Consider the following 14,781-nt stretch of genomic DNA (forward strand, 5'->3'; position numbering starts at 1 on the left):
CCTCACTTCTCCGCCGCTGGTGGTTGCCTTAAAGCAGCGGTTTCCTGTAAGTCGAAGGTTGCCGTACCGCTCATGCCCGGCAATTCCGTGCTGGCAAATGCTCCCTGAATACGGCCAATGACCTTGACGGTTTTACTGATGGGATCGACTTCCGGCAGGCTGCGCACCACCTTGCCTTTAAGCACCGTACCGGTTTCATCGACGGTGAACTCAAACTCAGGCGACTTCAGCACATCGGGCAGTCGTACCGAGTCGATGATGAGTTCAATTTCCATCCGGCGAGTATCAACGATTTCAATCAATGGCTGGTTTGGAGCCGCCAGTTCATAGGGAGTAATCAGCCATTTTTGCACCCGCCCGGAGAATGGCGCTTTCACTTCACAGTGATTGGCCTGGATTTGCAGCGCTTCCTGTTCGGCGACTCCCTGACGGTAGGCAGACTCCGCTTCCAGCAACTCGTATGAGCCAATCGACTGGAAATTGGCCAGTTCCTGCGAGATCAGCATGCGGTTGCGCAGCACTTCGGCGGCTTCGGTTGCCGCCTTCAGGCGGGCTTCCGGCAAGGCGCAGTCAAACACCACCAGTAAGTCGCCTTTGGCGAAGGGTTTGCCTTCTCGGTACGGCACATTCAGCACCTGGCTGTTGATTTGCGCCGACAGGGTCGACGAACGGGTGGAGCGCAGCACGCCCCGAGTGACGTTGCCCACAAATGGATTTCGTTGCTGTTCGAAGTCGTACAGATAGGGCCGCAATGGCTCTACCAGACCACCATCTTGCAGTACCCGATCGGCCTGCACAGCCATCGGCATCAGCAACATCAGTAGCACTAACACGTGTTTCATCAGTTGTCTCCATTCAGGAATTGCAGTCGACGGCGATCAAATGACACGTCACTGCCGTTACCTTGCTTGAGCGATTCATCACGAGCCGCGTCATCGCCGGTCTCATCTTCTCTATTGGCATCCGGGTCAGTAACTGAATCCGGTTGTTCGGCGTTTTCGCCCAGGAAAGCCCGTAACCGCTTCTGGAATTCCGCATCGCTGAGGTTGCCCTGCCCGCCGACGGCGCTCAGGGAGGCGCTTTTTTCCGCTTCTACCTGTTCATCCAGCTGCGGGATGCGTTTGGGAGGCTCAGGCAGGGTGATGGCCTGCTCGGTCCAGTGGTCTTCCAGCCGCGCAGCCAGATCAGCGACGCTTTCACCGCTGTTTGGGTCAAAGGCAAAATTATCCAGGCCCATGGAGGCATAGAGGTTGGCGTAGGCGTTTTGCAGGTCGGCGAAGGCGGCGTCGTATTCCACTTCGGTCAGGATGCTGGTCATGTATTCCTTCACCAGATCCTGTTGTCCCAGAAAACCGACATTGGCCTGGGATTGGCTCAATTGCAGGATGCGCGACTGCACTTCGTGCTTCAGGCGAATGGTGCGCAGCTCGTGACTCATGCGAATGAACCGGGCCCGCGCCACATGAATCTGGGTCATGATGGCCATTACCAATGAGTTCTCACGGGCCAGCAGCAAATTGCCCTCGCCCTTGGCTGCATCGCGTTCCGATGGGTAGCGGAACAGCGACATCAGATCCCAGGACACACGCGCGCTGTAGCTTTGCCACTGGTTGTTGTACAGGAACGGGTTGCTGTCGTAGTTCAGGCCGAATACAGAGGTGAAGCTGGGCAAGGCTTTCACCAAGGCCAGCTGCTGTTCTTTTTCGTTGATTCGACGGCGCAGGAAGGATTCGGCCAGCTCTGAGCGGTATCTGAGGCCAATCAGCACCATTTGGGTGGCAGAACCGGGTAGGTCGGGGGCCACTTCGCTGCGGCTTGGCAATTCCAGTGAAAAGCGTTCGTTGGGAGACAGGTTCATCAGAGCCGCCAGCTGACGCTTGGACAGCAGCAGTTCCCGTTGCAATTTTTGTACGTTGGCCTGGATTTGCAGCAATTCACGTTGATACGCCAGCACCACCAGCGGTGACACCCGTCCGCGCTGTTCCAGCTCCTGGGCTTTACCCAGAGCCTGAATGGCATCGGCTTCCAGTTCCAGTAAACGTTGTTGGGTACGCTCGGCCGAGACCGCACGCCAGTATGACGTACGGACATCTTCCAAAATGCGGTTAATCACCTTGCGGCGCTGCTGACGGGCAATGGTGAGTTCGTCTTCTGCTTGCTGGGATTGAATGTAGGCAAAGCCAAAATCCAGCAAACTCCAGCTGGCCGTCAGATCGGCAGTGTAGCCTTGCTGTGGGCTGGAAAACGAGGGTTCGAGCGATTCCGTACCGGTGCGCAGGGATTCCGAGCTGGACGCCGCCTTGTTGCTACGGCCACCCCACTGGGCATTACCCTGAATAATTGGCAGCATGCCAAGCCGTACCGACTCCATTTGCTCGGTTCGATACAGCATGGATGCTTCTTCGATCTTTTCATCGAGGTTGTATTTAAGCGCCCGCGCCATGGCTTCGTACAAGCCAATGGCGCCTTCGACCGGTTCCTGTTTGGCAATGATTGCATCAACCCGGTCGTAGGCTTCCAATGCCTGCTGACCGTAGTCGATCTCAGGCATTTTGGTTGCACAGCCCGCCAGCATCAGGACTGATGTGGTAAGCAGTATTCCAGTAGTCGGCCGCAAAGCAGCACCCCTTCCCCGTGACAGGGGTTAACTCAGAATTTTATAGATTCGTTCCATAGCCTCTCGGGTTTGGTTATCGGCGGTTTCCAACTGGCGCCCCAGTGGCGCTTTAGCCAACTGTTCTGCTGGTGTACCGCGCTGCTCAATGGTTTCTGCGGCATCCGTATCACTGATGCCTGCAACGTCTTCCGTGACATCCAGCGGCGTACGGGCACTTTCATTCAAGTCGCCCACGGCCTGCTGCATGATGTTGTTGTCTGTGGCTCCCAGCTCAACCGTTTGAGTATCACCATTCCCCAGGCTGGCCACCAAAGCGGCAGTCGGAGAACCACTGCTGAGGTCGGCCAAACCGTTCAGACGTTTCACGCCGTCAACGGCCTGTAGTAATACTTCAGAATAGTCGTCCAGTTGCAGTTCAACCTGTTCTGCCGCTTCCGGGACAGGAATGTCACTGTCTGAATCTTGAGCCTCTGTGACAAACGCTGGACCATCAATGTCGACCGGAATCGTGCCGGTAACGGTGGTTTCGCCATCGGTCACGGTGAACTCAATGGTGCCTTCACCGCTGCTGTCAGGATCGGGGGTGAAAATGATGGTGTTGTCGTCGGTAATCTCGACGGTACCCTGGTCAGACGTGGCCGATTCGAGCGTCAATTCGTCGCCATCCGGGTCGGATACAATCGCGACTGGATCGATCTCAATCGGTTCGGCAGCCACCACTTCCACCACGTCCGGATTATTGTCGACAACCGGTGCATCGTTGACCGGAGTGACATCCACCACGATGGTGGTGGTTGTCTGGCCACCTTCATCATCGGTGATTACCAGCTCGATGGTATCAGTGCCAGTGAAGTCCTCAGGTGGTGTGTAGGTGATGGTGCCGTCTTCAGACACCTCTGCGGTTCCGGCACCTGCGCTGACTTCCTCAATACGCGGAGTGGTGCCGTCCGGATCAGAGATTTGCTCGGTAATGTCGATCTCAACCTGGGTGTCTTCTTCCACCGACACAGTATCGAGATCCGCAACAACCGGGTTGTCGTTTACGCCTTCCACAATCACAGTGATGGTTTCGGTAATGGTGCCCCCATTGCCGTCATCAACGGTGTAAGTGATGGTGTCTTCACCAACAAAGTCCGGATTTGGCGTGTACGTGGCTACGCCGTTGTCATCTACCGTGACCGTGCCGTTCAGGGCATCTGCCGCGTCTACGGTCAGAACATCGCCGTCGGCATCCGCAATGCCATCTAGCAGATCAATAGCCGCCGGCGTGTCTTCCGTTACAGTTTCCGTACGGCCACTGGTGCTGTTGGTTGGCGCATCGTTTCCAGCGGTGACGGTAACCGTGATGGTTTCAGTAGTAGTACCGCCGTTCCCGTCACTCACGGTGTAGGTGATGGTATCGGTGCCGTTGAAGTCCGGGTTCGGCGTGTACGTGGCTACGCCATTGTCATCCACCGTGACCGTACCGTTCAGGGCATCCGCAGTGTCTACGGTCAGAACATCGCCGTCGGCATCCGTAATGCCATCCAACAGGTCGATAGACGCCGGCGTGTCTTCCGTCACGGTTTCCGTACGGCCACTGGTGCTGTTGGTTGGGGCATCGTTTTCAGCGGTGACGGTAACCGTGATGGTTTCCGTCGTGGTACCGCCATTACCGTCACTCACGGTGTAAGTGATGGTATCGGTGCCGTTGAAGTCCGGGTTCGGCGTGTACGTGGCTACGCCATTGTCATCCACCGTGACCGTACCGTTCAGGGCATCCGCAGTGTCTACGGTCAGAACATCGCCGTCGGCATCCGCAATGCCATCCAGCAGATCAATAGCCGCCGGCGTGTCTTCCGTTACAGTTTCCGTACGGCCACTGGTGCTGTTGGTTGGCGCATCGTTTCCAGCGGTGACGGTAACCGTGATGGTTTCAGTAGTAGTACCGCCGTTCCCGTCACTCACGGTGTAGGTGATGGTATCGGTGCCGTTGAAGTCCGGGTTCGGCGTGTACGTGGCTACGCCATTGTCATCCACCGTGACCGTACCGTTCAGGGCATCCGCAGTGTCTACGGTCAGAACATCGCCGTCGGCATCCGTAATGCCATCCAACAGGTCGATAGACGCCGGAGTGTCTTCCGTCACGGTTTCGGTGCGGCCGCTGGTGCTGTTGGTCGGCGCATCGTTTTCAGCCGTAACCGTTACCGTGATGGTTTCCGTCGTGGTACCGCCATTACCGTCACTCACGGTGTAAGTGATGGTATCGGTGCCGTTGAAGTCCGGGTTCGGCGTGTACGTGGCTACGCCGTTGTCATCTACCGTGACCGTGCCGTTAAGGGCATCCGCAGCATCTACAGTCAGGGCATCACCGTCGGCATCCGTAATGCCATCCAGCAGATCAATGGCCGCCGGAGTGTCTTCCGTCACGGTTTCCGTACGGCCACTGGTGCTGTTGGTTGGGGCATCGTTTTCAGCGGTGACGGTGACGGTGATCGTCTCAGTTACCGTGCCGTCGTTACCGTCACTTAAGGTGTAGGTAATGGTGTCCGTGCCGTTGAAATCGGCGTTAGGCGTGTAGGTTGCTACGCCGTTAGCGTCGACGGATACCGTGCCGTTAAGGGCGGATGCTGAGTCTACGGTGACGGTATCGCCGTCTACGTCAGCGGAACCGGCCAACAAGTCGATAGACGCTGGAGTATCTTCGGCGGTGGTTTCAGTCCGGCCACTAGGAGTGGTAGGTGCTTCGTTATCACCAGTAACCGTTACCGTAATGGTTTCAGTTACCGTGCCGCCGTTACCGTCACTTAAGGTGTAGGTAATGGTGTCCGTGCCGTTAAAATCCGCATTCGGTGTGTAAGTCGCTACGCCGTTGGCGTCGACAGTGATCGTACCGTTCAGCGCGCTGGCGCTATCTACAACCACTGTGTCTCCGTCTACATCACCGGAACCGGCCAACAAGTCGATAGACGCTGGAGTATCTTCAGCCGTAGTTTCCGTACGGCCACTTGGAGTGGTCGGTGTGTCGTTTTCAGCAGTTACAGTGACTGTAATCGTCTCGGTCACGGTGCCGCCGTTACCGTCACTCAGGGTGTAGGTGATGGTATCGGTGCCGTTGAAATCCGGGTTTGGTGTGTAGGTTGCCACGCCGTTGGCGTCGACGGAGATAGTGCCGTTCAGAGCGGATGCTGAGTCTACGGTGACGGTATCGCCGTCAACGTCGGAAGAGCCTGCCAGCAGATCAATGCTCGCCGGAGTGTCTTCGGCGGTGGTTTCAGTACGACCAGACGGTGTAGTCGGAGCGTCGTTCTCAGCAGTGACGGTTACCGTGATGGTTTCAGTGACGGTGCCGCCGTTCCCGTCACTCAGGGTGTAAGTGATGGTATCGGTGCCATTGAAGTCCTGGTTCGGGGTGTAAGTGGCAACGCCGTTAGCGTCAACGGTAACAGTACCGTTCAACGCACTGGCGCTATCCACAACAACCGTATCGCCATCCGCATCATTGCTGCCTGCCAGCAGATCAATGCTCGCAGGAGTATCTTCAACAGTTGTTTCAGTACGGCCGCTTGAAGTCGTTGGCGCGTCGTTTTCAGCAGTAACCGTGACTGAAATGGTTTCAGTCACGCTGCCGCCGTTACCGTCACTCAGGGTGTAGGTAATGGTGTCCGTGCCGTTGAAATCGGCGTTAGGCGTGTAGGTTGCTACGCCGTTAGCGTCGACAGATACCGTACCGTTGAGGGCACTGGCGCTGTCCACAACCACGGTGTCACCGTCTACGTCAGCAGAGCCTGCCAGCAGATCAATGCTCGCTGGAGTGTCTTCGGCGGTGGTTTCAGTGCGGCCGTTTGGCGTAGTTGGTGCATCGTTTTCAGCAGTAACGGTTACCGTAATGGTTTCAGTCACGGTGCCGCCATTACCGTCACTCAAGGTGTAGGTGATGGTATCGGTGCCATTGAAGTCCTGGTTCGGTGTGTAGGTGGCAACGCCGTTGGCGTCGACGGAGATAGTACCGTTCAGAGCGGATGCTGAGTCTACGGTGACGGTATCGCCGTCTACATCATTGCTGCCTGCCAGCAAATCAATAGATGCTGGGGTATCTTCCGCCGTAGTTTCAGTACGGCCACTTGGAGTTGTCGGTGCGTCGTTTTCGGCTGTAACGGTGACTGTAATGGTTTCAGTTACCGTGCCACCGTTACCGTCACTCAGTGTGTAGGTGATGGTATCGGTGCCGTTGAAATCGGCGTTAGGCGTGTAGGTTGCTACGCCGTTGGCGTCGACGGAGATAGTGCCGTTCAGAGCGGATGCTGAGTCTACGGTGACGGTATCGCCGTCTACATCATTGCTGCCTGCCAGCAAATCAATAGATGCTGGGGTATCTTCCGCCGTAGTTTCAGCACGCCCACTTGGAGTCGTTGGTGCGTCGTGTTCAGCAGTAACCGTTACCGTAATGGTTTCAGTTACCGTGCCACCGTTACTGTCACTCAGGGTGTAGGTAATGGTGTCCGTGCCGTTGAAGTCAGCATTCGGTGTGTAAGTCGCTACGCCGTTGGCGTCGACAGTGATCGTACCGTTCAGCGCTGACGCGGAGTCGACAGTAACCGTATCGCCATCAACATCAGCGGAACCGGCCAACAAGTCGATAGACGCTGGAGTGTCTTCGGCGGTGGTTTCAGTGCGACCGCTTGGCGTGGTTGGTACATCGTTTTCAGCGGTGACAGTGACTGTAATCGTCTCGGTCACGGTGCCGCCGTTACCGTCACTCAGGGTGTAGGTGATGGTATCGGTGCCGTTGAAATCCGGGTTTGGTGTGTAGGTTGCCACGCCGTTGGCGTCGACGGAGATAGTGCCGTTCAGAGCGGATGCTGAGTCTACGGTGACGGTATCGCCGTCTACATCATTGCTGCCTGCCAGCAAATCAATAGATGCTGGGGTATCTTCCGCCGTAGTTTCCGTACGGCCACTTGGAGTGGTTGGTGCATCATTTTCAGCAGTGACGGTTACCGTGATGGTTTCAGTTACCGTGCCACCGTTACCGTCGCTCAGGGTGTAGGTAATGGTATCAGTGCCGTTGAAATCGGCATTCGGTGTGTAAGTCGCTACGCCGTTGGCGTCAACAGAGACAGTACCGTTCAAGGCACTGGCGGTGTCCACAACAACCGTGTCGCCATCGATATCATTGCTACCCGCCAGCAGATCAATGCTCGCCGGAGTATCTTCAGCGGTGGTTTCAGTACGGCCACTTGGAGTCGTTGGCGCATCGTTCTCAGCAGTAACGGTTACTGTGATGGTTTCGGTTGTAGAACCGCCATTGCCATCGCTAACGGTGAACGTAATGGTGTCGGTGCCGTTAAAGTCCGGGTTGGGTGTGTAAGTGGCGATGCCATTTGCATCAACAACAACCGAACCATTGTTAGCCGATGCACTATCAACTGTTAGAGGGTCTCCATCCGGGTCTGCCATGCTTGCTAGCAAATCAATATTTGTCTGACCATCCTCAGCAACGGTTTCAGGCTGGGCACCGGTTGAATAAGGGTTACTGTTCGAGCCTGCTGGATCGACAGACACGCTGACAGATCCTGTTGCCGTAGCACCATTACCATCTGCAATGTCGTAGGTAATGGTGTCGCTGCCGGTAAATCCATTGTTTGGCGTGTAGGTAAGAGAGCCATCAGGTTCAACAACAACCGTGCCGTTCGCTGCGGTTGCCGATGTGACCGAAATAGCATCACCGTCAACATCATTGGCTTGAGACAGCACATCGATATTGATCGCTATATCTTCCTTCGTAGATGCAGACTGTGATCCTGCTGTTGGTGCATCGTTTTCAGCAGTAACGGTTACCGTAATGGTTTCAGTTACCGTGCCACCGTTACCATCGCGCAATGTGTAGGTAATGGTGTCGGTGCCGTTGAAATCAGCATTCGGGGTGTAAGTCGCTACGCCGTTAGCGTCGACAGATACCGTACCATTCAGCGCACTGGCGCTGTCCACAACCGCGGTATCGCCGTCTACATCATTGCTGCCTGCCAGCAAATCAATAGATGCTGGGGTATCTTCCGCCGTAGTTTCCGTACGGCCACTTGGAGTGGTTGGTGCATCATTTTCAGCAGTGACGGTTACCGTGATGGTTTCAGTGACCGTACCGCCGTTACCGTCACTCAAGGTGTAGGTAATGGTGTCCGTGCCGTTGAAGTCCTGGTTCGGGGTGTAGGTTGCGACGCCGTTAGCGTCGACAGTTACCGTACCATTCAGCGCACTGGCGCTATCCACAACTACGGTGTCGCCATCAACGTCGGCAGAACCTGCCAGCAGATCAATGCTTGCCGGGGTGTCTTCCGCTGTGGTTTCAGTTCGACCACTTGGGGTGGTTGGTACGTCATTTTCAGCAGTAACAGTGACAGTAATCGTCTCGGTCACGGTGCCGCCGTTACCGTCACTCAAGGTGTAAGTGATGGTGTCGGTGCCGTTGAAGTCGGCGTTAGGGGTGTAGGTTGCTACGCCGTTGGCGTCGACGGAGATAGTGCCGTTCAGAGCGGATGCAGAATCAACGGTGACAGTGTCGCCATCAACGTCGGCAGAACCTGCCAACAAATCAATGCTCGCCGGAGTGTCTTCAACAGTGGTTTCAGTGCGGCCACCTGGCGTAGTTGGTGCGTCATTTTCAGCAGTAACGGTTACCGTGATGGTTTCGGTTACCGTACCGCCGTTACCGTCACTCAACGTATAAGTGATGGTGTCGGTGCCATTGAAATCCGCATTCGGCGTATAGGTCGCAACGCCGTTAGCATCGACAGATACCGTACCGTTCAGCGCACTGGCGCTGTCCACAACCACAGCGTCACCATCTGCGTCAGCAGAGCCCGCCAACAGGTCGATAGACGCTGGAGTATCTTCGGCGGTGGTTTCCGTACGGCCAGACGGTGTCGTTGGTGCATCGTTTTCAGCCGTAACAGTGACTGTGATGGTTTCAGTGACGGTGCCGCCGTTACCGTCACTCAGCGTGTAGGTGATGGTGTCGGTGCCGTTGAAGTCGGCGTTAGGGGTGTAGGTAGCAACGCCGTTAGCGTCGACAGATACCGTACCGTTCAGCGCACTGGCGCTGTCCACAACCACAGCGTCACCATCTGCGTCAGCAGAGCCCGCCAACAGGTCGATAGACGCTGGAGTATCTTCGGCGGTGGTTTCCGTACGGCCAGACGGTGTCGTTGGTGCATCGTTTTCAGCCGTAACAGTGACTGTGATGGTTTCAGTTACCGTACCGCCGTTACCGTCACTCAAGGTATAGGTGATGGTGTCGGTGCCGTTGAAGTCCTGGTTCGGGGTGTAGGTTGCGACGCCGTTAGCGTCGACAGTGATCGTACCGTTCAGCGCTGACGCGGAGTCGACAGTAACCGTATCGCCATCAACATCACCGGAACCGGCCAACAGGTCGATGGACGCTGGAGTGTCTTCAGCGGTGGTTTCAGTTCGACCACTTGGGGTGGTTGGTACATCGTTTTCAGCAGTAACGGTGACTGTGATGGTTTCAGTCACGGTGCCGCCGTTACCGTCACTCAGCGTATAAGTGATGGTATCCGTGCCGTTGAAATCAGCATTCGGTGTGTAAGTTGCTACGCCGTTGGCATCCACGGATACCGTGCCGTTCAACGCAGATGCGGAGTCCACGGTAACCGTATCACCATCCGCATCAGCGGAACCGGCCAGCAGATCAATGCTTGCTGGAGTGTCTTCGGCGGTGGTTTCAGTACGACCAGACGGCGTGGTTGGTGCGTCGTTTTCAGCGGTGACAGTGACTGTGATGGTTTCAGTCACGGTGCCGCCGTTACCGTCACTCAGCGTATAAGTGATGGTGTCCGTGCCGTTAAAATCAGCATTCGGTGTGTAAGTCGCTACGCCGTTGGCGTCGACAGTGATCGTGCCGTTCAACGCGCTGGCGCTATCTACAACCACTGTGTCTCCGTCTACATCACCGGAACCGGCCAACAAGTCGATAGACGCTGGAGTATCTTCAGCCGTAGTTTCCGTACGGCCACTTGGAGTCGTTGGCGCATCGTTCTCAGCAGTTACAGTGACTGTAATCGTCTCGGTCACAGTGCCGCCGTTACCGTCACTCAGGGTGTAGGTGATGGTATCGGTGCCGTTGAAATCAGCATTCGGTGTGTAAGTCGCTACGCCGTTGGCGTCGACAGTGATCGTACCGTTCAGCGCTGACGCGGAGTCGACAGTGACCGTATCTCCATCAACGTCGGAAGAGCCTGCCAGCAGATCAATGCTCGCCGGAGTGTCTTCGGCAGTGGTTTCCGTACGGCCAGACGGTGTCGTTGGTGCATCGTTTTCAGCAGTGACGGTGACGGTGATCGTCTCAGTTACCGTGCCGCCGTTACCGTCACTCAGGGTGTAAGTGATGGTATCGGTGCCGTTGAAGTCGGCGTTAGGCGTGTAGGTAGCAACGCCGTTAGCGTCGACAGTGATCGTACCGTTCAACGCGCTGGCGCTATCTACAACCACTGTGTCTCCGTCTACATCAGCGGAACCGGCCAACAAGTCGATAGACGCTGGGGTATCTTCCGCCGTAGTTTCAGTACGGCCACTTGGAGTCGTTGGTGCGTCGTTTTCGGCGGTTACGGTGACTGCAATGGTTTCAGTTACGGTTCCACCATTACCGTCACTCAAGGTGTAAGTGATGGTGTCCGTGCCGTTAAAATCAGCATTCGGTGTGTAAGTCGCTACGCCGTTAGCGTCGACAGTGATCGTACCGTTCAGCGCTGACGCGGAGTCGACAGTAACCGTATCGCCATCAACATCACCGGAACCGGCCAACAGGTCGATGGACGCTGGAGTGTCTTCCGCCGTAGTTTCAGTTCGGCCGGACGGTGTCGTTGGTGCGTCGTTTTCAGCAGTAACGGTGACGGTGATCGTCTCAGTTACCGTGCCGCCATTACCGTCACTCAAGGTATAGGTGATGGTATCGGTGCCGTTGAAGTTCTGGTTCGGTGTGTAGGTGGCAACGCCGTTAGCGTCGACAGATACCGTACCATTCAGCGCACTGGCGCTATCCACAACTACAGTGTCGCCATCAACGTCGGCAGAACCTGCCAGCAGATCAATGGAAGCTGGGGTGTCTTCGGCTGTAGTTTCAGTACGGCCGCTTGGAGTCGTTGGCGCGTCGTTTTCAGCAGTTACAGTGACTGTAATCGTCTCGGTCACGGTTCCACCATTACCGTCACTCAAGGTGTAAGTGATGGTGTCGGTGCCGTTGAAGTCCTGGTTAGGTGTGTAAGTTGCTACGCCGTTGGCGTCGACGGAGATAGTGCCGTTCAGAGCGGATGCTGAGTCTACGGTGACGGTATCGCCGTCTACATCATTGCTGCCTGCCAGCAAATCAATAGATGCTGGGGTATCTTCCGCCGTAGTTTCAGTACGGCCGCTTGGCGTGGTAGGCGCATCGTTTTCAGCGGTGACAGTGACTGTAATCGTCTCGGTCACGGTGCCGCCGTTACCGTCACTCAAGGTGTAGGTAATGGTGTCGGTGCCGTTGAAGTCCTGATTAGGTGTGTAGGTGGCAACGCCGTTAGCATCCACGGATACCGTGCCGTTCAGGGCGCTGGCGCTATCCACAACCACTGTGTCACCGTCTACGTCAGCAGAGCCTGCCAGCAGATCAATTGAGGCTGAAGTATCTTCGGCGGTGGTTTCAGTACGGCCGCTTGGTGTTGTCGGCGCGTCGTTGACGTTGTTCACCGTCAGGGTAACGGTGGCTGTTGAGGTGCCGCCATCCGAGTCGGTTACTTCGTAAACGAAGGAGTCGGTTCCGGCAAAGTCAGCATTTGGGGTGTAAACGAAGCCACCATCGGGTTGCAGCACCACGCTGCCGTTGGCTGGGCCGGTTACCGGTGTGGTGTTCACCGACAGGGTGTCGCCATCCGGGTCTGAATCGTTGGTCAGTACGTTGCCGCTGATACTGGTGTCTTCATTACCACTGGCACTGTCGTCCACCGCGGTTGGCGCCGGGTTCAGAACCGTCATGGTGAAGCTGGCCGCTACGGAGGCACCTTCGGTGTCTGTTGCGGTGACAGTAATGTTGTATTCACCGTTGGCCAGTTGGGTGGATGCATCGGCATCCAGGGTGCCGCTGATCACGCCGGTATTGGGATCAATACTCAGGCCGTTCGGCAACCCGGTTGCTGAGAATGTCAGGCTGGCGGAATCACTGTCGGCAAATTGGCCACTGACATCCAGCGATACCGTACCGCTGTCCTGTGCGTTGAGGTCTGGAATGCCGGTGGTCGTAGGTACCGCGTTAACGTTCACCGTAACGGTGGTGGTTTCGGTGGTGCCGCTGGATGTGACCGTATAGGTGAAGGTATCGCTGCCGCTGAAGCCGTTGTTAGCCTGATAGGTCGCGTTGCCGTTGGCATCAATCGTAACCGTGCCGTTGGCTGGCTGGGTGTATGAAGTCACCGCCGCTGCCGGGTTTTCAAAGGTGTCGTTGGCCATCACGTTGAAGCCGACCGGATCACTGCCGTTGGTGTACACCGTATCGGCCTCAATATCGACCACAGGTGTGATAGTAATCGGCAGTTCCAGGCTCACCAGAGGCAAACCAAGCAGGCTGTCAGTTAATGCCAGATCGATGGTTACCGGGCCGTTGTAATCCGCTCCCGGGGTGTACACCAGACTTTGCAGCGCCAGATTAATATCGGCAACGTTGCCGCTGAGCGTGACGGTGCCGGGTTCGGTTTGCGACAGCGACACACCGGCGGTTTGATCCACAGACAGCGCACCCAAAGGTACATCCAACGTCACATCAACCAGGCTGGCGTTGATGTTGCCCGCTTGCAGTTCAATCAGGCCCACATCAGCAAAAATCAGCGATTGGTCTTCCGCCAGAAGAGGGATCGTTGGCAGGTTCACCAGCGCCGACACACTCAGGTCGACGTTGAGGTCGAAGCTGCTGGAAATCTGAGCGCCTTGTGGATCGGTGGCGGTGATCGTCAGCGGGAAGGTGCCATCTGCGGAGGCTTGCAGTTCAGCCTCTGCCACGGTGCCGGACAAAATGCCGGTGTTCGGGTCCAGCGACAGGCCATCTGGCAAATCAACGCAAGTGTAAATCAGCGGATCGCCATCCGGGTCACTGAAAGCGCCACTCAGATCAATCAGAACGGCTTCGCCACGGGTGGTATTGCTGTCGGAGATACCGGTAGTTTCCGGAACACCATTGGTGTTAACGGTCACCGTGGTGGTTTCTGTGGTGCTATTCGACAGCACGGTGTAGGTGAAACTGTCACTACCGGTATAGCCGTTATTGGCCTGGTACACCGCATTGCCGTTGGCATCGATGGTCACGGAACCGTTGGTTGGCTGAGTGTAGCTGTCGATGGCTGCACCGCTGTTCTCAAAGGTGTCGTTGGCCATGACGTTAAAGGCCACCGGGTCGGTGCCATTGACGTTGACGGTGTCAGCGACGATATCCTCCACCGGAACAATGGTCAGTGGCAACTCCAGGCTCACCAGCGGCAAACCAAGCAGGCTGTCAGTTAAAGCAAGATTAATCGTAGTGGGGCCGTTGTAATCGTCACCGGGGACATACACCAGGCTTTCCAGTACCGCGTTGATATTCAGAGGGCTGCCCGTCAGAGTGATCGTGCCTGGTGCTGTTTCAGACAATGACACATCAGCCGACTGATCCAGTTCAAACGACCCAACCGGAACGTCCAGGGTCAAGTCCACCAGGCTGGCGTTGATGTTGAGTAAATCCAACTCGATCAAGCCCACATCCAGAAACACCAGTGACTGATCTTCCGCCAGCAAAGGCAGCTCTGGTATCGACAACAGGCTATTAACAACATTATTGGTGGTTTCCAGAACGCCACCGACGGTGTCCGTAACGGCACCGATCAACCCACCCAGCAGCTGCGGTTGTACCAGCGGGCCGCTGTTTTTGTCAGCCATCGGCTCGGCTGGCTCACCACTGCCACTCAACGCATCCAGCGATGTAATCAGCCCAGCGCCGTCAAACATGCGACGACGTTCAAGAGCCAAACGAGGGGTGTTTTTGTGAATTTTGCGAGCCATCAGAAACCTCTACACGGTAATTCATACCTTTTAAGTCAGGTAATAGCGTAGGTTCCCGAGCGCAATAATGATGTGAGTGTTAGGTAACCGGCGGTTGCGCTTTTGTACAA

General features: G+C 56.0%; 3 protein-coding genes. All 3 read right to left on the reverse strand.

All coding sequences use genetic code 11. The features are described 5' to 3' along the window. Positions 1 to 2: 2 nt before the first annotated feature. Positions 3 to 842: an efflux RND transporter periplasmic adaptor subunit gene (locus tag ACXADJ_RS13765; protein ID WP_475066865.1), complete on the reverse strand. Its 840-nt coding sequence runs from the start codon at positions 840 to 842 to the stop codon at positions 3 to 5. Then, positions 842 to 2,551 (reverse strand): TolC family protein, encoded by a 1,710-nt coding sequence (locus tag ACXADJ_RS13770; RefSeq protein WP_475066867.1) that lies wholly within the window; start codon positions 2,549 to 2,551, stop codon positions 842 to 844. The genes ACXADJ_RS13765 and ACXADJ_RS13770 overlap by 1 nt, the downstream gene beginning before the upstream one ends. Positions 2,552 to 2,644: 93 nt before the next feature. Then, positions 2,645 to 14,671 (reverse strand): Ig-like domain-containing protein, encoded by a 12,027-nt coding sequence (locus ACXADJ_RS13775; RefSeq protein WP_475066869.1) that lies wholly within the window; start codon positions 14,669 to 14,671, stop codon positions 2,645 to 2,647. Positions 14,672 to 14,781: the final 110 nt, after the last annotated feature.

The organism is Oceanobacter sp. ABM4_470 (assembly GCF_056158645.1).